This window comes from Streptomyces sp. NPDC048185 (assembly GCF_043202495.1).
In the GTDB taxonomy this organism is placed as follows: Bacteria; Actinomycetota; Actinomycetes; order Streptomycetales; family Streptomycetaceae; genus Streptomyces.
This window is the reverse complement of the sequence record NZ_JBIDAN010000005.1, coordinates 484,005-502,682: the sequence shown is the minus strand read 5'-3', so window position 1 is coordinate 502,682 and position 18,678 is coordinate 484,005. Positions and strand designations below refer to the sequence as shown.

The 18,678-nt window shown below is 71.6% G+C and carries 16 protein-coding genes and 2 pseudogenes; 11 read left to right on the top strand and 7 right to left on the bottom strand.

Going from position 1 to position 18,678, the window contains the following annotated elements; all coding sequences use genetic code 11:
* Positions 1 to 5: 5 nt before the first annotated feature.
* Complete coding sequence (locus ACGF3H_RS18355; protein WP_362495069.1) at positions 6 to 1,436, bottom strand: non-oxidative hydroxyarylic acid decarboxylases subunit C; 1,431 nt, start codon at positions 1,434 to 1,436, stop codon at positions 6 to 8.
* Between the two features lie 44 nt (positions 1,437 to 1,480).
* Positions 1,481 to 2,071, bottom strand: coding sequence for a non-oxidative hydroxyarylic acid decarboxylases subunit B (locus ACGF3H_RS18350; RefSeq protein WP_362495072.1), 591 nt, complete (start codon positions 2,069 to 2,071; stop codon positions 1,481 to 1,483).
* A 96-nt stretch (positions 2,072 to 2,167) separates the two neighbouring features.
* Here ACGF3H_RS18350 and ACGF3H_RS18345 point away from each other — a divergent pair, with 96 nt between their 5' ends.
* Together ACGF3H_RS18345 and ACGF3H_RS18340 are read left to right on the top strand one after the other, a co-directional pair.
* On the top strand, positions 2,168 to 3,067 hold the full coding sequence (locus ACGF3H_RS18345) for a helix-turn-helix transcriptional regulator (protein ID WP_362495074.1): 900 nt from the start codon (positions 2,168 to 2,170) through the stop codon (positions 3,065 to 3,067).
* A gap of 279 nt (positions 3,068 to 3,346) precedes the next feature.
* Positions 3,347 to 4,663 (top strand): phytase, encoded by a 1,317-nt coding sequence (locus tag ACGF3H_RS18340; protein WP_362495077.1) that lies wholly within the window; start codon positions 3,347 to 3,349, stop codon positions 4,661 to 4,663.
* A gap of 289 nt (positions 4,664 to 4,952) precedes the next feature.
* Here the strand turns inward: ACGF3H_RS18340 and ACGF3H_RS18335 are convergent, their stop codons facing one another.
* Positions 4,953 to 5,381: a hypothetical protein gene (locus ACGF3H_RS18335; protein ID WP_362495080.1), complete on the bottom strand. Its 429-nt coding sequence runs from the start codon at positions 5,379 to 5,381 to the stop codon at positions 4,953 to 4,955.
* 731 nt (positions 5,382 to 6,112) lie between these two features.
* Between ACGF3H_RS18335 and ACGF3H_RS18330 the strand changes: the two genes are divergently transcribed.
* The 6 genes and pseudogenes from ACGF3H_RS18330 (at position 6,113) to ACGF3H_RS18305 (ending at position 13,210) form a co-directional block, all read left to right on the top strand.
* On the top strand, positions 6,113 to 6,790 hold the full coding sequence (locus ACGF3H_RS18330; RefSeq protein ID WP_362495082.1) for a BTAD domain-containing putative transcriptional regulator: 678 nt from the start codon (positions 6,113 to 6,115) through the stop codon (positions 6,788 to 6,790).
* Positions 6,791 to 7,008: 218 nt separating this feature from the next.
* Positions 7,009 to 7,611, top strand: a pseudogene (locus ACGF3H_RS18325) (N-acetylmuramoyl-L-alanine amidase); the annotation flags it as partial.
* A gap of 187 nt (positions 7,612 to 7,798) precedes the next feature.
* Positions 7,799 to 9,007 (top strand): DUF2235 domain-containing protein, encoded by a 1,209-nt coding sequence (locus ACGF3H_RS18320; protein WP_362495084.1) that lies wholly within the window; start codon positions 7,799 to 7,801, stop codon positions 9,005 to 9,007.
* Positions 9,008 to 9,032: 25 nt separating this feature from the next.
* Entirely contained in the window at positions 9,033 to 9,293 is a 261-nt protein-coding gene (locus ACGF3H_RS18315) for a hypothetical protein (RefSeq protein ID WP_362495086.1), read from the top strand.
* Positions 9,294 to 9,568: 275 nt separating this feature from the next.
* Positions 9,569 to 12,733, top strand: coding sequence for an amidohydrolase family protein (locus ACGF3H_RS18310; protein WP_362495088.1), 3,165 nt, complete (start codon positions 9,569 to 9,571; stop codon positions 12,731 to 12,733).
* Positions 12,734 to 12,823: 90 nt separating this feature from the next.
* Entirely contained in the window at positions 12,824 to 13,210 is a 387-nt protein-coding gene (locus ACGF3H_RS18305; RefSeq protein ID WP_362495091.1) for a VOC family protein, read from the top strand.
* A 22-nt stretch (positions 13,211 to 13,232) separates the two neighbouring features.
* On the opposite strand, the gene ACGF3H_RS18300 is transcribed toward ACGF3H_RS18305, so the two are convergent.
* Together ACGF3H_RS18300 and ACGF3H_RS18295 are read right to left on the bottom strand one after the other, a co-directional pair.
* Entirely contained in the window at positions 13,233 to 13,796 is a 564-nt protein-coding gene (locus ACGF3H_RS18300) for a DinB family protein (RefSeq protein ID WP_362495094.1), read from the bottom strand.
* 131 nt (positions 13,797 to 13,927) lie between these two features.
* Positions 13,928 to 14,839, bottom strand: coding sequence for an SDR family oxidoreductase (locus ACGF3H_RS18295; RefSeq protein WP_362495097.1), 912 nt, complete (start codon positions 14,837 to 14,839; stop codon positions 13,928 to 13,930).
* Between the two features lie 116 nt (positions 14,840 to 14,955).
* Between ACGF3H_RS18295 and ACGF3H_RS18290 the strand changes: the two genes are divergently transcribed.
* Positions 14,956 to 15,549: a TetR family transcriptional regulator gene (locus tag ACGF3H_RS18290; protein ID WP_362495099.1), complete on the top strand. Its 594-nt coding sequence runs from the start codon at positions 14,956 to 14,958 to the stop codon at positions 15,547 to 15,549.
* Positions 15,550 to 15,771: 222 nt separating this feature from the next.
* Here ACGF3H_RS18290 and ACGF3H_RS18285 read toward each other — a convergent pair whose 3' ends face one another.
* On the bottom strand, positions 15,772 to 16,194 hold the full coding sequence (locus tag ACGF3H_RS18285) for a MerR family transcriptional regulator (RefSeq protein WP_362495102.1): 423 nt from the start codon (positions 16,192 to 16,194) through the stop codon (positions 15,772 to 15,774).
* A gap of 55 nt (positions 16,195 to 16,249) precedes the next feature.
* Between ACGF3H_RS18285 and ACGF3H_RS18280 the strand changes: the two genes are divergently transcribed.
* Positions 16,250 to 17,221 carry an SDR family NAD(P)-dependent oxidoreductase gene (locus ACGF3H_RS18280; protein WP_362495105.1) on the top strand — a complete coding sequence of 324 codons (972 nt, stop codon included), beginning with the start codon at positions 16,250 to 16,252 and terminating at the stop codon, positions 17,219 to 17,221.
* A 252-nt stretch (positions 17,222 to 17,473) separates the two neighbouring features.
* Positions 17,474 to 18,343, top strand: coding sequence for a hypothetical protein (locus ACGF3H_RS18275; RefSeq protein ID WP_362495107.1), 870 nt, complete (start codon positions 17,474 to 17,476; stop codon positions 18,341 to 18,343).
* A 46-nt stretch (positions 18,344 to 18,389) separates the two neighbouring features.
* Here ACGF3H_RS18275 and ACGF3H_RS18270 read toward each other — a convergent pair.
* A pseudogene (locus ACGF3H_RS18270) lies at positions 18,390 to 18,662 on the bottom strand (hypothetical protein); the annotation flags it as partial.
* Positions 18,663 to 18,678: the final 16 nt, after the last annotated feature.

The window sequence follows — 18,678 nt, the reverse complement described above, 5'->3', positions numbered from 1 at the left end:
GGGCGTCAGCCGCGGGCTTCGGACAGCAGGCGCTGGAGTCGAGCGGCCCAGTCCTTCGCCTCGGGGAGGTCCTTGGTCGGCGTGGAGAAGTTGCCTCGCGTGTCGGGATGCACCGGTGTGGTGGCGTCGATGATCATCTTGCTGGTCAGGCCCGCCGGCTGGGCGGCGGGGGCAAGTTCGACCACCGAGAGGTTGGGCAGGATCACGACGTCGTCGGCCGGGTTGACCTTCGACGACATCGCCCACATGACCTGAGGCAGGTCGAACGGGTCCACGTCCTCGTCGACGACGATGACCGTGGTGATGTAGCCGAGGCCGTGCGGGGTGGTCATGGCGCGCATGGCCACGGCCTTGGCGAAGCCGCCGTACCGCTTACGGGTGGAGATGACGGCCAGCAGGCCGTGGGTGTACATGGCGTTGACGGCCTGGACCTCGGGGAACTCGGCGCGCAGCTGCTTCAGCAGCGGGACGCAGGTGTTGGGGCCCACGAGGTGGTCGCACTCGGTCCACGGCATGCCCAGGTAGAGGGACTCGAAGACGGGGTTCGTGCGGTAGGAGATGCGGTCGATGCGGACGACGGGCATGCGGCGGCCGCCGGAGTAGTGTCCGGTGAACTCGCCGAAGGGGCCCTCGATCTGGCGCTTTCGGCTCTCGATGACGCCCTCGATGACGACCTCGGATCCCCAGGGCACGTCGAAGCCGGTGAGGGGGGCGGTGGCGATCGGGGCCGGGGCGCCGCGCAGGGCACCGGCCATCTCGTACTCGCTCTGGTCGTACCCCATGGGCATCCCTGCCACGACGGCCATCACGGGGTCGTTGCCGAGGGTGATGGCGATGGGCAGGTCCTCGCCCTTCTCCTCCGCCTTGCGCAGGTGCAGGGCGACGTCGTGCACGGGGACGGGCTGGATGGCGAGCCGGTTCCTGCCGATGACCTGGAGGCGGTAGGTGCCGACGTTCTGCTTGCCGAAGTGACCGGGGTCCTCCGGGTCGCGGGAGACCACGGCGGCCTTGTCCAGGTAGAAGCCGCCGTCGCCGTCATTGAGACGGAAAAGGGGAAGGACCGAGAAGAGGTCGACGTCGGCGCCCTCCTGCGTGTTCTGTCGCCACGGCGCGTCCTCGCGCCGCTCGGGGGCGACCGGGAAGGCGTCCCAGCGCCGGGCGAACTCCTCGACCTGCTCCTTGACCGGGGTGTGCTTGGGCAGGCCGAGGGCCAGGGCGTGGTTGGCCCAGGAGCCGTGGACGTTCAGGGCGATGCGCGCGTCGGTGAAGCCCTTGACGTTGTCGAAGTACAGGGCGGGTGCGCCGTCGCCGATCCGTCCGGCGGCGTTGGCCGCCGCGGCCAGGTCCGGTTCGGGGAGGACTTCATCGGTGATGCGCAGCAGCTGGCCCTCCTTCTCCAGGGTGGAGAGGAAGCCGCGCAGGTCGTCATAGGGCATGGGTACTCCGTGAGGGGCGGGAAGCGGGGAGGGGTGCGCCGGGGTCAGGAGGCCGGTCGCAGCAGGCGGGCGGCGCGCATGCCCTCCCACCGCTTGGCGGCGGGGGCGGGCAGGTCGAACTGGTCGAGGATGCGGGCCACGATGTGGTCGACGATGTCGTCCACGGACCGCGGGTGGTTGTAGAAGGCGGGCACGGGCGGTACCAGTTGCGCGCCCATCCGGGACAGCGCGAGCATGTTCTCCAGGTGGATCTCGCTCAGCGGTGTCTCGCGCGGCACGATGACGAGCCTGCGGCGTTCCTTGAGCACGACATCGGCAGCGCGCCCGACCAGACCGTCGGCGTATCCGGCGCGGATTCCGGCGAGGGTCTTCATCGAGCAGGGCACGATCACCATGCCGTCGGTGCGGAACGACCCGGAGGCGATGGTGGCGCCCTGGTCGTCCGGCGAGTGCACGACGTCGGCCAGGGCGGCGGCGTCGTTCGCGGACAGGCCCGTCTCGAGCTCGATCGTCGTGCGTGCCCATCGGCTGAGGACCAGGTGGGTCTCGACGTCCGGCAGCTCGGCCAGCACCTGGAGGAACCGGACACCGAACACCGCGCCCGTGGCTCCCGTCATCCCCACGACCAGTCTCATACCGGGCTTCCTTCCACGTGCGGGGCGCTGATCTGCGCCTGTGCCCTCACGCTAGGAGTCCGGTCAGGGGCCGTGGCGGTACACTCGGGACTCGCCATGGGGAAAAACGGACAGTTTGGGCAGCCACCGGACATCCGGGACCTGGCGCTGCGGCGCACGGCCGGCTCCCCGCCGGGTCTCGAGCTGGTCGAGCTGGCGGGTCTGGCCGAGCGTGCCCGCCGGCACGGCAACGATCCGTACGCCTCGCTGCGTCCCGCCTTCCACCAGCTCGTCGCCGTCCGGCCGGGCAGCCGCCTGACGGTTTCGGTGGACTTCACCCGGCACGAGCTGTCCGGCGGTGGCTGGCTGTGGATCCGTCCCGGGCAGGTGCAGCGGTGGGGTGAGGACCTGGCGGCGGCCGAGGGCCTGGTGGTCGCCTTCCCCGCCGGTTTCCCGGACGCGGAGACGGCCGCCGCCCCGCTGTCCGACGCGGCCCCGGCTCGAGGTCCGCTCAGCCCCGGGGGCCCGGACGCGGAGGGGCTGCGCCGGGCCCTGGACCACCTGCGGTACGAGTACGAGGCCATGGCGGAGCTGCCGCTGGAGGCGCACCTGCGGGTGCTGCGGCATCTGCTGGCGGTGCTGCTGGTGCGCTTGGCGCGGGCGTACGGTTCGGAGCCGGACGGGACGCCCCCGAACGAGACGTTCCGCCGCTTCCACGCGGCCGTGGAGCGGGACTTCACGGTCACCCGGCGGGTGGAGGACTACGCGGTGGCACTGGGGTACAGCCGCCGCACGCTCACCCGGGCCACGGAGGCCGTCACCGGCATGCCGGCCAAGCGCTACATCGACGCACGCGTGGTGCTGGAGGCCAAGCGGGAACTGGCCCACGGTCCGGCGGGCGTCGCCGCCCTGGCCGAACGCCTCGGGTTCGCCGATGCCAGCGACTTCACCAAGTTCTTCCGGCAGCGGACGGGGACGACACCGACGGCCTTCCGCCGCACGGCTCGCGGCGCCTGAGCCGCACCGGCGAGGCCGCACCGTCGGCAAGGGGCGCGGCGAGTCACTGACGTGGTCAGCGTTCGCTCGGGAGCACATACGGCGGTGAGGGCCCAAGGGTTCGGCCGGGCCCGGGCTCCGTCGGCGCGTTCCCGGCGCACGGTCCGCCGCCGGCATGTCGACGTCGTTCACCTCGTGTACACGCGAGCATGACGTCACCGGTCATGCGGGAGCCGCCGTGCCGTCACACGCACGGATCACGCTCTGGCAGTCAACCACCCCTCCACAGAGGAGATTTGTGTGTCTCGCTCGACGATCGTCCGGTCTGCCGTGCTGGCCGCCACCACGGCCCTCACCGCGGCGGTCCTGGCGGTACCGGCCCATGCGGAGGCTCACCACCGCGTCTTCTCCGGTTCTCTGCCGGCCGTCACCCCCCGCGCGGAGACGCCGGTGCTGCACGACGACGACGAAGGCGGCAACGCCGACGCGGACGATCCCGCCATCTGGCGCAGTGCCGCGTCCCCCAGCCGGAGCCTCGTCGTCGCCACCGCCAAGGAGGGCGGGCTGCGCGTCTACGATCTGGACGCGCGACTGGTGCAGTCGATAGCCGCGCCCCCCGCCGACGGCGAGGACGACGCCCCTGGCCGCTTCAACAACGTGGACCTCGTCCACGGCCTGCGGCTCTCCTCGGGGAAGGCCGACCTGGCCGTCACCAGCGACCGCGGCCACGACCGGCTGCGCTTCTACCGCATCGACCGCGACCGCACCGGCGGTCCGCTGACCGACGTCACCGACCCCGCGGCGCCGCACGTGTTCTCCCGCGACCAGGCCGAGGTCAACGACCAGCGGACCGCCTACGGGCTGGCGACCTGGACGAACCCGGCGACCGGAAAGTCCTACGCCCTGGTCAGCCGGCGCGAGCGCACCAGCATCGCCCTCCTGGAACTCCTGCCGACCGCGGGCGGCGAGGTCACGTACCGCAAGATCCGTACCCTGGACCTGCCGTCCTCGTTCCGGCTGCCCAACGGCGCATCGTGGTCGCCGTGCGGAGAACCCGGTGAGCTGCCGCAGGTCGAGGGCATGGTCGTCGACCCCGAGAACGGCACCCTGTACGCCGGCCAGGAGGACGTCGGCATCTGGCGTGTGCGCGCCGACCTCACCGGCACCCCGAAACTGATCGACAAGGTCCGCGAGTACGGCGTTCCCGGCAGCTACGACGAGGCGACCGAGGAGTGCGCGCCGGGCGCAGACCCGGGCTTCGGCGGTACGAAGGTCTCCGCGGACGTCGAGGGCCTGACGCTGCTCACCGAGTCCGACGGCGACGGCTACCTCCTCGCCTCCAGCCAGGGCGACAACACCTTCGCCGCCTACGACCGGGAACTGGAGGACGCCAACGAGTACGAGGGCGGCTTCCGGGTCGCGGCCGCGAACGGCACGCTCGACGGCTCCGAGGAGTGCGACGGTGCCGCTGTCCTGAACGCGCCACTCGGGTCCCAGTACCCGAACGGCCTCCTCGTCGTCCAGGACGGACATGACACCCCCGGCGACGGCGACCGTCCGTCGACCGACTTCAAGTTCGTCGACCTCCGCACCGTCATGGACGCCCTCGACGACTGACCCGCCGCTTCCCCCCAAGGGACGGTCGCCGTCGCCGGGGGGAGGAAGTGCCGCGTGCGGGGTCCGGCCACGGGCCGGACAAGGCCCGGTCCGGGCGCTGCGGAGCTCCCGGACCGGTCACCGTGCCTGCTACCTGGCCGGTTGGGCCGGTTCGTCCCGACGGGTCGGCTTGTGCGGGTTGCGCACCACGCGGCACGCGGCGAAGCCATGCCACCGCCCCCGACAACGATCCGGCCGCCTTCCACGTGCCCGCCATCAGCGCCGGTGCCTTTCCTGACCGCCAACTCCCCTACGCGCTGTGCCGGTAGCGCTTGACGAGCGCCAGGGTGAAACAGACGGCGGCGCAGCCCAGCCCCGCGCAGAGCAGTGGGGTGGTCCAGAAGGACACATCGTCGGTGATGTGCCCGCTGCTCCAGTGGCAGGTGACGGACGGGGGGAAGTGGTGGACCGTGGCCGACGTCAGGCTGAAGTCCCGCCCGCCGTCCAGGTAGTCGCCACTGGCCGTCTTCGTTCCGCAAAGATCGAGCGGGCGCGTGTAGGCCAGACCGTAGAAGGTGCCGGCGCCGTAGGCGGCGACAGCAGCTGCGCTTCCGAGCACAGCGAGCCGGACCGCCCGGGCGGGCTTCCTCCTGACCACCCACCAGGAGTACGGGAGCACGCCGACGACGAACAGGAGCAGCGTGATCGCGGGCGGGCCGAAGAGCGCGAAGAGTGGCATGCGCCCTGACGCTACTGCGACCCACGGAGCCGCTGTCCACGTGGTGGTCCCGCTCACCGGCGACCGGCAACCGGACACGCCCGCAGGAGCGGTACTGGCCACGACCGTGCCGTCACGATAGGTGCGGCATCGGTCGCCGAGGGAAGTGCGCGGGTCGGGGAGGGCCGACGTCGAAAGGCCCAGGACTTGCCGCGACCTCCGCCCGATCGGACACTGGTGTTGTGCCCGCGGGCCTCCCGTGGACCGGGGGCCGGTCAGCCCGGCTCGAGCCCTGATCGCCCCCCGATGCGGGTGTGCCCTCCGCTCTTGGTACCCGCAGCGCCGGGACGGTGCTCCGGTCGTGGGAGGGACCGTGTCCACCATGTCACGATGGGCGACCTCCGACCTCCCGGCCGGAGACGTCGCGGCCGTCGTCCACGCTCATCGCATCACCCGAGTCACGCAGCCCCATGCCGTCGCACGGCGCATCTCCTGAGCGGCCGGCCGGCGGAGCGTCCCGGGCGCGTGCCCGGGCATGTGACGACCGCAGAACCGGCGGGGCGCAGGGCACGGACAGCGCGCGCCGACACGATCACGGCCCACTCGGCCGGCACCCGTCGCAGGGAGCCGTTCCGCCTCCGGTCTTCTCCGAGTCCGCCGACCCTGCCGCGGCCTGCGGGCGGCTGGGGGTCGGGGTCTCCATCAGTGTTCTGGGCGGCTTCGGACTGTGGGTGGGTGGGGAGCCAGCAGCCGTGCCCGTGGGGTCGGAGCGGGTCCTGGCCTTCGTCGCCCTGTGCGCCCGGGCGGCGGTCCCCCGGCCCCTGATCGCCGGCACCCTGTGGCCGACATCGTCCGAGCACTGCGCACACGCAAGTCTCCGCTCGGCCCTGGCGCGCCTGCACCACGCCGGGCGGCAAGCCCTGGAGATCGGCCCGGCCGAGGTACGGCTGGCTCCCGACACCACCGTCGACGTCCACGACGCCCGTCGGACCGCCCACCGCATCCTGGCCGCTGCCGAGACCGGCCGGCCCCCCGACTGTTCCGTCCTGCACGCGGTGAACGTCCTCTCCGCCGACCTGCTGCCCGGCTGGTACGACGACTGGGCTCTGCTGGAGGCGGAAGACTGGCGTCAGCTGCGTATCCATGCCCTGGAGACTCTGGCCGGGCAGCTGATCACGGGGCGGCGGCATGCCGAGGCCATCACCGCCGCGCAGGCGGCGGTGCACGCCGATCCGCTGCGCGAGAGCGGCCAGGTGTGTCTCGTCCGTGCCCACCTGGCGGAGGGCAACCCCTCCGAGGCCCTGCAGGCGTACTCCCGCTACGGCCGGCGCCTGCGCGAGGAACTGGGGCTGGAGCCGACCGAGCGGCTGCACCGACTGGTCGCCGGGCTCGACCGGTCACGCCACGGCGACGGCCGATCCGGACGGTGAGCGGCGGTCTCCGGACCGGTCCGGAGACCGTGGAAACCGGCCAGGACGGAGAGCAGCCCGGGGTGGGCCACGCGGCCGTCACACGACGGTGACGCACCGGCCGGGACACTCGGAGTGTCAGGGGGCCGGCGCAGCGCCCGCACCTCGGGAGTTCCTTGCTGCACGCCGCCAGGCGACACGGTCTCCTGTGCGCCGCACCTCACGGAGGAGGAGAAGCCATGGCCACCCCGATGTCAGCAGACCGATTCCTCGACGCGCTGCGCGACGAAGGCCTCACCGTCGTCGAGCACCGGTCGTGGCGCACGCACAATCGCAACCACAAGGGCCCGTGGGGCCCGGTGAACGGGGTGATGATCCATCACACGGTCACCTCCGGCACGGCGAGCAGCGTTGAGCTGTGTTACGACGGCCACTCGGCCCTGCCCGGGCCGCTGTGCCACGGAGTCGTCGCCAAGGACGGCACCGTGCACCTGGTCGGCAACGGCCGCGCCAACCACGCGGGGCTCGGTGACGACGACGTGCTGCGCGCAGTGATCGACGAAGTCGCCCTGCCACCGGACAACGAGGCCAACACCGACGGCAACCGGCACTTCTACGGCTTCGAGGCCATCAACCTGGGCGACGGCGTCGACCCGTGGCCCGAGGCGCAGTTGGAGGCGATCGAGAAAGCGGCCGCCGCCGTCTGCCGGGCACACCACTGGACCGAGCGCAGCGTGATCGGCCACCTGGAGTGGCAGCCCGGCAAGGTCGACCCCAAGGGCTTCAGCATGGCCTCGATGCGGGGCCGGATCAAGGACCGTCTGAGCGCCGCCCTGGCCGGATCCCATGTCATGCGATGAGGCCGCGGTTCGCCTGACGGCACCAACCGGACGTGCGCGTACGTCCCTTTGACCGCCCGGTCGCGGGCGGATCGCACGATGTCACGCCCGCATGGCGAGGCGCACCGGAGGGTGCGACGCTGGAAGCGGTGCTGTGTGCCGTTCCGAGCTTTCGCAAGGAGGGATGGTCATGGCCAAGCGTCTGGTCGTCTGCTGCGACGGGACATGGAATGTCGCCGACCAGCCGAGCAAGACGAACGTCGCCAAAGTCGCCCTGTCCGTGCGCCCCGGGGCCGTTGCCGGGGTGGAACAGCACCTCTACTACCACAGTGGCGTCGGCAGTGACCGGGGTGAGCGTCTGCGCGGCGGCGCGTTCGGGATGGGCTTGTCCCGGAACGTCGTGGACGCCTACCGGTTCCTCGTCGAGACGTACGAGCCGGACGACGAACTGTTCCTCTTCGGCTTCAGTCGTGGCGCGTTCACCGCCCGCAGCCTCGTGGGACTGGTACGCAACAGCGGCATCGTGCGTCGGGGCCACGCCGACCGGATCCCTGAGGCCTGGGCCCTGTACCGTGACCGGGTCGAGCACCCGAACGGCGCGGCCGCCACCTTGTTCCGCCGCTCGTACGCCTTCGAGACGGAGATCAGGTTCGTCGGGGTGTGGGACACGGTGGGCGCCCTGGGCGTCCCTGTCCCGGACGCGACGTGGCTGCGGCCGGCGGTGGACCGGTTCAACCGGCGGTGGGCGTTCCACGACACCGAGCTCAGCAGCTGGGTCAGGGCGGGCTTCCACGCGCTGGCCACCGACGAGCAGCGCTCGGCGTTCCGGCCGGCACTGTGGCATCGGAGTCCCGCCTCGGCCGCGTCGGGCCAGGAGCTGAAACAGGTCTGGTTCGCCGGGGTCCACTGCGATGTGGGCGGCGGTTACCAGGAGACGGGACTCTCCGACATCACCCTGCTGTGGATGGTCGACCAAGCCCGCAGGCACGGACTGCAGTTCGACGCCGATGCGCTGAGCACGGACGGGCCGCGGGTGATGCAGCCCCGGGAGGACACCGGCTTCCGCGTCCGGCCGGACGGTTCGGGCCCGCTGCACGTCTCGCGGACGGGCATGTACCGGCTGGCGGAGCCGCTGCATCGGCCGCTCGGCGAGGCGTCGAACGACGCCGGCGAGCCCGACGGCAACGAGTTCCTCTCGGTGCCCGCCAAGGAGCGCTACGACCGGAACGCCGGCTACCGACCGCCGGAGTTGGAACGCTATCTGAGCAGACAGGAGCGGGTCCGGCTGGAGCCCGTCCTGTTGCCGGGCCTGTCCGCGGGCCTGCCGCCCATGCCGCCGGCCTCATCCGGGCCGGGAGTGACGGCCGACGCGCAGGACCGACGTGACCGCTCCCCGTGAGTGCGGAAAGAGAAAGGATCCCGCGATGACTGCCGAGGCAGTACGCACCGAAAGTCCCTGCGCCATGATGCGCCGCGCGGCGCAGAGTGCCCGCAAGGACATCGGACGCCGCAAGGACGAGATGGCGCGCCTGCGAGGCGAACTGAATCACCTCCAGGGAATGCCGGACCCGGACCGAACGGCGATCACGGCCCTCCAGGAGCGACTGGAGATGCTGGAAGGGCAACTGGAGCAGGACGAGTTGTCTCTGGACACCCTCGAACAGGTGATCAGCGAGAGCTGCTGACGGACCGACGAGGACAGCTCCGTCGCAGCGGGCATCACTTTCCCGAGGTGGCGGGTGCGGCTGTCGGCTTCACTCGATCAGCCCCCCATGATCGAGAGCGCTGTGGGGGAATTAGCTGAGGACGCCTGGTCGGCCGACGTCAGGATGCGAGGCTTCAGCACGCACCCCGGCCCGCGCCGGCTGCGTGATCCGACGACCTTCGGCTTGCCGTCTCCGACCGTCACGGCGGTCGGAGCACCTTCCACGACGTGCCGCTCCGGGAGGGCCAACCCGTCATGAGTGCGCGCTTCCTCAGCCGTCGCGGCTTCCTCAACTCCACCGCCGGCCTGACGGCAAGCCTGGCACCCGGCGTGGCGCCGGTGCATGCTTCGGCCGCCGGCACCGATGATGCGACCCACGTGATGGTCTACCGCGAAGTGACCGGGGGCTCGGTGACGACGAGTTCCGCCGCCCGGAAGATGATCGTCGAAATCCAGGGCGTGCTGTTCGGCCTTCCCCGAACGGGTGGCACCGCGCAGCAGTTGACGGACTGGACGCTGGAAGCCACCCGTCCGGCTCTCTCACCGGACGGCGGGACGATCGCGGTGTGCGGTTACCGCGGCGGAGGCTTCCACCTGTGGTCGCTGCGCAGCGACGGCACCGGACTGCGCCGGCTCACCGACGGGCCGTGGGACGACCGGTCGGTCGCCTGGTCACCCGACGGGCGCACGCTGGCCTTCTCGTCCGAGCGCGGTGGCAGCGCGGTGAGCGGCAGTGCCTACGGCGTGTGGACACTGGACCTCGTCACCGGTGACGTGGCCCAGGTCACCGGTGGGGCGTTCGACGACATCGACCCCGTCTGGTGGCCCGACGGGAAGTCGCTGGTGTGTGTACGGGCCGCCCACCGGGAGGACGGCACCGGAGACGGTGGTCTCACCCTGGTCCGCGTCCCTGTGGCCGGGGGCGAGGCAAGCGTGCTGCACACGGTCCCCCGGGGCCGGCTCCTGGGTCCCTCCGTGTCCCCCTCGGGCCGGATCGCCTGGCTGCACCTGTCGGGCACCACCGATTCGCCGTCCCTGCCCGCGGCGCGGGCGGCCCTCGTGGTGGACGGCCGGACCGTGAGCGACGACGAGGATCTGGCGGCCGCGCCGCCTTCCTGGCTCAGCGACGACCGTCTGCTGTACCTGGCCGACGGAACCATCCGCACCCGCACGCTCAGTACCGGGACCGTCGAGGACGTCCCGTTCACCGCTCGCACCCAGGCGCCGCCGCGTGTCGGCCGGGCGGTCGAGCCACGCACCCGCACAGCTCGCCCCGCCCCGGTCCGGGGCATCCACCGGCCGGTCCTGTCCCCGGACGGCCGGCAGGCCGCGTTCGTCGCCCTCAACGCCGTCTGGGTGACCGGCGTCGGCGGCACGCCCCGCAAGCTGTTGCAGGCCGCGCCGGAACACCATGTGCAGATGCCCGCCTGGGCACCGGACGGCGAGAGCCTGCTGTACTGCACCGATCGTGACGGTCTGGTCGCCGTGCACCGCCTGCACGTGGGCGGTCAGGGCGACGAGCCTGTGGCCGACGGCCGGATGCAACCGGCCCTCTCCCCCGACGGGAGTCGCCTGGCCTGCAACGACATCATCGGGAATCTCCTCGTGCGGGACCTCACGACCGGCCGGGAACGCCTCCTGGCCGAGCCACTGGCCACCGACGGTCCTCCCGGCACTCCCACCTGGTCGCCGGACGGCCGGTACATCGCCTTCTGCGACCGCAACCGGCTCAACCACCGTTTTCGTGAGGGCTACCACCTCATCCGGGTCATCGACACTCTCACCGGCGGCGAACGACGCCACCTGCCCGCCCCGCACCAGTCGCTGTCCGACCGCGTCGCCGCCGGACCCGTCTGGTCGCCCGACGGCCGATGGATGGCCCTGGTCGCCGAATCGACGCTGTGGGTCCTGCCCGTCGCCGCCGACGGCACCCCCGCAGGGCCGCTCCGCAGCCTGTCCGACGAGCCAGCCGACCACCCCAGCTGGTCCGCCGACTCCCGCACCCTGCTGTATCTCTCCAACGGGCGGCTGCGACTGCTCGCCCTGAGCGCCGACGCGACACCGAACGGCAGGCGAACGCTGCCCGCACCCCACCTGATCACTCGTCGCGCCCCGGCGAAGCGGCCGGGTGCGAGGCTCAGGATCCACGCCGGGCAATTGTGGGACGCCACCGGCGACCACGTGCGTCACGACGTCGACATCCTCATCCACGGTGAGCGGATCACCGCGATCGAACCGCACCGGGCGCGCCGCGCCGGCCACCGCAGCATCGACGCCTCCGGCCAGACCGTCATCCCCGGCCTCATCGACAGTCACACCCACCCGTACACCGCCACCTACGGCGCGCGGCAGAGTCTGGCCTCGCTCGCCTACGGGATCACCACGACCGCCTGCTTGGGCGCCCCGCTGTACGAGTCCGTCCGGCTGAGGGAAGAGGCGGCGACCGAGACGGGTCTCGGTCCGCGGCACCTGGCGTGCGCCGAACTCATCGACGGCTCACGTACCGCCTACAGCACCGGCCGCCCCCACCGCACCCAGGCCGGCCTGGAACGCACCCTCGAGCGCGCGACCGCCCTGGACGTCGATTTCGTCAAGACCTACGTGCGGGCGCAAGGTGACTTCATGGCCATGGCGGCGGCGGCCGCGCACCGGCTGGGGGTGCCCTGCGGCAGCCACCTGTGCGCCCCGGGCCGCGCAGCAGGTCAGGACCTCACGACCCATCTGCAAGCCACCCAGCGACTCGACGACGGGCACGCCACCACTCCTCTGGGGCACGTCCACCAGGATCTCGTCGCCCAGTACGCCGACGGGGCGTTCGACCTGATCATCACGCCGTTCACCGCGCAGGCCCTGCTCGGTGCCGATCCCGCTCTGGCCGGCGATCCGCGCGTAGGAGCCCTCATGCCGCCCTGGGACATCGCCACGATCGAGGAACGCGCCAAGACCCCGCCCACGGCGGCGCAAAGACGGCAACTGGCCACCGAGATGGCCAATTACCGGCTGCTGTCCGCCCACGGTGCCCGACTCGCCCTGGGAACCGACTCCCCGCTCGTACCGGTCGGCCTGTCCCTGCACCTGGCGTTGCGTGCGCTGCACTCCCACGGCTACTCCCCCGCCCAGGCCTTGCGCACCGCCACCGTCTTCCCTGCCAGGGTCTTCGGACGCGAGGACCTCGGCACCGTCCAGCCCGGCAGGACCGCCGACCTGGTCGTCGTCGACGGCGACCCGTTCACCGACTTCGCCGCTCTCGTCCGCACCATCCTGACGGTGCGAGGCGGAGTCGCCCGTTCGGCCGAGGAACTCATCGCGCTTCGTCCGCCTCACGAACCGTCTCAGCCGCCGGCCGGCACCACCTGGCTCGACGTTGCCGGCATCCGGCGGCGGGCAGCGTGCTGCGGGCACGACCCGCGCGGCACATGACGCACAGCGGGGCCGCACCCGCGCAGACCGCCCGGCGTGCGTCAAGCCCGGTGCCGGGCCGTGGCGTCGGCCCTCGTAGACTGCGCGGTCATGACACAACGATGGCCCTTCATCCACCACGTCACCTTCATCGCTTCCGACCTCGAGGCGAGCACCCGCTTCTACACTGCCGCGCTCAAGCCGCTCGGTGTCGTCGGGGAAGCGGCCGACGGCGGAGCGGAGTTCTGGGAAGAGGAGTTGGACACTCCTTCCTTCGGTCTCTACCCGGCGGGCGACGCCACGGTGACCCGGGGCGCGCACATCGCGTTCACCGCACGCGACCGAGCCTCGGTCGACGCGTTCTACGAGGCCGCCTTGTCCGCTGGTGGCACGTCCCGGTACGAGCCCCGGCTCTGGCCTGAGTACCGCGCCTACTGCGCGTTCGTCGACGACCCGGACGGCAACAACGTCGAAGCGGTGTACAAGGAGCCGGCGTAGGTCAGTTGGGGGTGGCCCTCCCTCAGCTTCGGGGTGGTACGGCTCCCTCCTGCCGGCGGTAGAGGTCGCGCAGCAGGGAGATCTCGGCGCCGTGGTGGATCAGCTCCCTGTTGACGTGCAGGACGATGCCCTCCATGGGAAACCGTTCGGGACCCGCCACGGACGGATTCTCCAGGTCGGCGTCCGACAGCTCGCGAACCCCCGCGTTCCACCTCCCGTACATCTCGTCGAGCTGATCCAGCGCCTCGTCGGCGGTCCCCGCGTAGGCGAATGTCCGGAAGTCGACGTCCGGGCCACCGAAGTGCCACGCGACGCGGTAGCCCAGGCAGGAGACGATGATGTGCGCCAGTCTCCAGGCGATCGTGGTCACCGGCGCCGGCACCGGGTCGGGGGACGCGGAGTCCATCGTCCACTCCCCCGACCCCGCCGACACCGGTGCTGCCGACGTGCCGCGTGGGCGGATGCTCCAGCAGCCGCCCACCGGCTCCCAGAAGTACTCCTCGTCGGCAAGACCGTGCAGCCGCGGCCGCAGGTTCTTGTGCCAGTGCCGGTCCAGCTGGTCCGCGAGTCGCTCGCTTCTTGTCATTGCCGCACACTACTTACGCCGGAGACGCGGCTGCGCCCCTCGCGGACGCCGTCGCCGGCGGTGAGCGGCGAGACCGCACCTTTCTTCCGGTCCGCGCCGGCGGATCGGTGCGGGCGCCGACGACCTGGAGGTCAGGCCGCCGGGGTGGCCAGGTAGTCGCCGTGCTCCAGGTCCTCGAGCAGTGTCGGGTGGGTGGGCGACCAGCCGAGCAACTCCTGGGTGTGCGCGCTGGAGACGGGCCCGTCGAAGCCGTATGCGGTGGCCATGAAAGGGCTCACGAAGTGCGTGGCAGCTTCCTCGGGAGTGAGTTCGGCCGTGGGCAGATCGAGGCCTCGGGCGATCGTCTCGGCGATGCTCCTCAGGGTGACACCGTTTTCGGCTGCTCCGTGCAGGACGCTGCCCGCGGGTGCCTTTTCCAGTGCGAGGCGGAACAGGACCGCCGCGTCCAGCCGGTGGACGGCCGGCCACCGGTTGGCGCCGTCGCCGACGTAGGCCGACACGCCGGTCTTGCGGGCGGTGGCGATGAGCATGGGTATGAAGCCGTGGTCCCGCGGGCCGTGGACGGTGGGAGCCAGACGGACCACGCTCGCGCGTACGTTCCGGGTGGCGAGGTCCAGGCACGTTCGCTCACCGGCGATGCGGAAGGCGGCAATGCCGGTCGTGTCGGGCTCGTCCTTCTCGGTGCTCTCCCGGCCGGCGGGCATGACCAGGGTTCCTGAGGTGACGACGAGCGGCTTGCCGGACTGTTCCAACGGCCGGCCGAGCGTCTCGATGGCGGTGCGGTCGCGCCTCATCATGTCGTCGAGGTCGGAGAAGTCGCCGCCGTAGGCCATGTGCAGGACACCGTCGGCGGCCGCGGCACCGTTGTACAGACTGTCGAGGTCGTCGAGGGAGCCGGGGTGTGGTGTGGCCCCCAGTGACTCCAGCCGGGTGGCGGCGGCATCGGAGCGCGCCAGAGCGGTGACCGAGTGGCCGGCCGCGATGAGTTCGGCGACGACTGCCGGCCCGGTCTGGCCGGAACCGCCGGTGACGAAGACATGCATGACACTCTCCCCTTTAACGCCAGTTACTGGCACTACGTGGCAACAACGACTCTAGGAAGTGCCAGTCACTGGCGTCAAGATGTGTCAGTCACTGACGCATCAGGTAACCTTGAGGAATGCCACGGAGCGGAGCAGAAGCGCGTCGCCGCCTGCAACAGGCGGCTCTGGAGCTGTACGGAGAGCGAGGGTTCGACCGGACGACGACTGCTGAGATCGCGGCCCGGGCCGGCGTCAACGAGCGCACGTTCTTCCGGCACTTCCCGGACAAGCGAGAGGTGCTGTTCCATGGAGAGGCCGAGCTCCGTGCCGCGCTGACGCGGGAGGTCGCCGACGCCCCTGCTGACCTGCCTCCGCTCGACGTACTGCTCTGCGCCTTCCGGAAGGCCGGACGGATCCTCGAGGACAGCCGCCGGTTCTCAGAACCCCGGCTGAAAATCATCGCGGTCACACCCGCCCTCCGCGAACGCGACCTGGCCAAGGCCGCGTCGCTCACCGAAGCCGTGGCGGAGGCGCTGCGGCAGCGCGGCGTCCCCGACCGGCTGGCCGGTCTGGCGGCCCACACCGGCTGGGCCGCCTTCCACCAAGCGGCACAGGCCTGGATCGACGACCCCTCACAGAGCCTGGGGGCGCACCTCGTCCGAGCCTTCGACGATCTACGCGCCCTCTCCGCGGCCGTGCCACCGCCCCAGACCCGGCCCGAAAGCCGATAGGTGGACGCGCGGCCGCGCTGCGCGGTCACGCTTGCCCGACCGGGGAGGAAAAGGGCCGAAGACCGGCGTCCTACGCGCCACCGCCCTCGGGGCGCGCCGTGACCGGGCCCAGGGGGATGTCACCGCGCAGTGTGATGCGCCCCAGCTCTCGTGCTCGGACACGCCGACGACGTGCGAGGTGAAGCCGGGATTCACCATGAGGTTCCAGCGACCGCTCTTCCGTCAGACCGTCGGGTCCCAGAGTCCGCCGGCTGCGCCGCGGGCGAGGTGTTCGGCGTAGACGCCGACCTTCCAGGCGATGACCGAGCGGCACTCCTCCAGCGCCTGGATCTGTGCCTCGACGCGCTGCTGATGCCCCTCGAGGAGCCGCAGCCGTTCCACCTCGTTGCCCGCGCCGTGCCGTACGAGCTCGGCGAACCGTTTGAGGTCGGCCAACGGCATGCCGGATTCGCGCAGTTTGACGCAGATCAGCAGCCAGTCGACATCGGTGGTGGTGTATCGCCGTCGACCACCCGCGGTGCGCTGGACCGGGCCGACCAGCAGGCCCTCGCGCTCGTAGAAGCGCAGCGCGTGCACGCTGAGGCCGATCCGCTCGGCCACCTCGCCGATGCTCAGTGTCTCCGCACGGGTCGCAGCAGTAGCCATGCCGCCCAGCCTAGGACTTGATCTAGACCTCGCTCCAGTTCCTAGGGTTGTCGGCATGACCACCAGTGATCAGCAGCCGCTCGGTTCGCCCTTCTCCCGCACCAGCACCGCCGAGGACGTCCTCGCCGGTCTCGACCTCTCCGGCACGACCGCCGTCGTGACCGGGGGCTACTCCGGACTCGGCCTGCACACCACCCGGGGCCTGGCAGCCGCCGGCGCCCGGGTCGTCGTCCCGGCACGCCGGCCCGACCTCGCACGCGCCGCTCTCGCGGACGTGGACGGTTGCGACGTCATCCCCATGGACCTGTCGGACCTGGCCGGCGTACGCGCCGCCGCCGCACAGATCGCAGGCCTCTGCGACAGGCTCGACCTCCTCATGGCCGTCGCCGGTGTCATGGCCACCCCCGAGCGACGCGTCGGACCCGGCTGGGAGAGCCAGCTCGCCGTCAACCACTTCGGGCACTTCACCCTCGCCTGCGAGCTCTACCCGCTCCTGGCCGCCGCCGAGGGTGCGCGTGTCGTCGTGAACAGCTCCGCCGGGCACACCCTGACCGACATCCGCTGGCACGACCCGCACTTCCGCACCGGCTACGACAAGTGGCTGGCCTACGGTCAGGCCAAGACCGCCAACGCCCTGTTCGCCGTGCAGTTCGACGCCCTCGGCCGCGAAGACGGTGTCCGGGCGTTCGCTCTCCACCCCGGCAAGATCATCACGGGCCTCCAGCGGGAGATGACCGTCCAGGAACAGATCGACCGTGGATGGGTGGACGAGCACGGCAACGTGATCGGCGCCGGCTTCAAGACGCCCTCCCAAGGCGCCGCCACCGGCCTGTGGGCCGCGACCTCCCCCTTGCTCGGCGACCGCGGCGGACTTTACCTCGAGGACTGCGACGTCGCGCACGTCTCCGCCCCCGCCGCACCCATGGACGACGGCGGCGTCCGTGCCTACGCCGTCGACCCCGAGGCAGCAGCACGGCTGTGGGAACTCTCCGTCGCCGCGACCGGCGCCACCCCGGTCACGCGATGAACTCGCCATGACGGGGTCGTTGTTCGGCGCAGCGATCCCGTCGGCTACGCAGGTACGACAGCGCCTCACCACCTCTTCCAACAGGCAGGACCGAGGGGCGAGGCCGAGAATCTGCGCAGGAGTGCCACACGGACTGCACACAGCCTTTCGAAAGCGTCGTTAGCGTTGCTGGCTGCTCGATCCCGCCTACGCATGTGACCAGGCCGTGGCCCGGACGGACCGACGGCACAAGCAGCCCAGGAAGACCCGCAGATGGACTACTGCTCCACGTGTCGTCGTCATCTCAACGGCGCCCTGGTGTGCCCCGGGTGCGGGGCCTACGCCCCGGACATCGCTCCGCCCACCACCTACAGCGACACCGCGACGCCCCGGGGCACCGCGCCGGCGACACCGGCGGGCGCACCCGCCTCGCCCCCGGCCGGACGGCTGCTGCCTCCTGGCGCCCTGCATCACCGCCCCCTGCACGACGAAGCGGACCTCGGCCCCGGCACGGCCACCGCTCCGGCTGCGGCCACCGGGGGCACCCCGCCCACGGGACTCGGCCGGGCGGCACGGCGGCGCCAGCTGGCGCGCTGGAAGAAGGGCAAGCGCCGGGCCGCCGTGGCGACCGCGGTCGCGATCGTCGGCGGCGGGCTGACCGTGACTACGCTGGATCGGCACTCCACCGACCGGGCCCAGGCCGCCGCCGCGCCGGACGAGCGGAGCATGGGCGTGGCGCAGGAACAGATACCTGACCGCGCCCAGCCCACCCCGGCACCACCTGCCGCCGACCAGCCGTCCCGTACCAGCGCTCCCCCTCGGTCATCGGTCGCCGCCACCGCGCGGCAGCAGCCGCAAGCGGCCCCCGCTTCCGCCGCACCGCCGAACGCCCGGCCGGCCACCGCCGCTCCCCCGCGCCGGGTCACCGCCCCGCACCCGGCGTCTCCGGCGACCACCCTCCAGCCCACCGCTCCTCCCGCTCCCTCCGCTCCCGCTGCGCAGGACCCCAGCGACACGGCGACGCAGCCACCCGCCACGGCCGCACCCGCCGACCCCCCGCGTCCGGGCACGTCACCGACCGACCCGGCGCCCGCACCGGCAACGCCGACGAAGGTCTGCCTGCTCGTGCTCTGCCTCGGCTGATCAGCCGCAGCATGCGACCGTGACGTCGTTCCGGGAGAGCACGAGGAACGTCCCGGACCTTCGCCTCGTCCTTGATTGACCGGGTCTCGGCGATGCGGACCGGGTCGGCTTCCTTCTCCGACCGGGAGAAGCCGACGGTGGCGTTCTTCAGGTCGATCTTCTCGGCGCCGTAGGCGTCGATGGTGCAGGTCTTGCTGCCGGGCTTCGGAGGGGCGACCTGGGCATCCGCGTTGATGACGATGTCAGCAAGCGCGGCGGACGGCCCGCGACCCGACCGGGGCGGCCTCGCCGGGCGGGCCCGAGGGTCGTCGCTCACCATGTGACGCCGTGGACCG

Excerpts from the sequence above, each read along its gene's own strand:
- ACGF3H_RS18355 (WP_362495069.1), bottom strand. The coding sequence starts at position 1,436 with ATGCCCTATGACGACCTGCGCGGCTTCCTCTCCACCCTGGAGAAGGAG.
- ACGF3H_RS18350 (WP_362495072.1), bottom strand. The coding sequence starts at position 2,071 with ATGAGACTGGTCGTGGGGATGACGGGAGCCACGGGCGCGGTGTTCGGT.
- ACGF3H_RS18345 (WP_362495074.1), top strand. The coding sequence starts at position 2,168 with ATGGGGAAAAACGGACAGTTTGGGCAGCCACCGGACATCCGGGACCTG.
- ACGF3H_RS18335 (WP_362495080.1), bottom strand. The coding sequence starts at position 5,381 with ATGCCACTCTTCGCGCTCTTCGGCCCGCCCGCGATCACGCTGCTCCTG.
- ACGF3H_RS18320 (WP_362495084.1), top strand. The coding sequence starts at position 7,799 with ATGGCCAAGCGTCTGGTCGTCTGCTGCGACGGGACATGGAATGTCGCC.
- ACGF3H_RS18315 (WP_362495086.1), top strand. The coding sequence starts at position 9,033 with ATGACTGCCGAGGCAGTACGCACCGAAAGTCCCTGCGCCATGATGCGC.
- ACGF3H_RS18310 (WP_362495088.1), top strand. The coding sequence starts at position 9,569 with ATGAGTGCGCGCTTCCTCAGCCGTCGCGGCTTCCTCAACTCCACCGCC.
- ACGF3H_RS18305 (WP_362495091.1), top strand. The coding sequence starts at position 12,824 with ATGACACAACGATGGCCCTTCATCCACCACGTCACCTTCATCGCTTCC.
- ACGF3H_RS18300 (WP_362495094.1), bottom strand. The coding sequence starts at position 13,796 with ATGACAAGAAGCGAGCGACTCGCGGACCAGCTGGACCGGCACTGGCAC.
- ACGF3H_RS18295 (WP_362495097.1), bottom strand. The coding sequence starts at position 14,839 with ATGCATGTCTTCGTCACCGGCGGTTCCGGCCAGACCGGGCCGGCAGTC.
- ACGF3H_RS18290 (WP_362495099.1), top strand. The coding sequence starts at position 14,956 with ATGCCACGGAGCGGAGCAGAAGCGCGTCGCCGCCTGCAACAGGCGGCT.
- ACGF3H_RS18285 (WP_362495102.1), bottom strand. The coding sequence starts at position 16,194 with ATGGCTACTGCTGCGACCCGTGCGGAGACACTGAGCATCGGCGAGGTG.
- ACGF3H_RS18280 (WP_362495105.1), top strand. The coding sequence starts at position 16,250 with ATGACCACCAGTGATCAGCAGCCGCTCGGTTCGCCCTTCTCCCGCACC.
- ACGF3H_RS18275 (WP_362495107.1), top strand. The coding sequence starts at position 17,474 with ATGGACTACTGCTCCACGTGTCGTCGTCATCTCAACGGCGCCCTGGTG.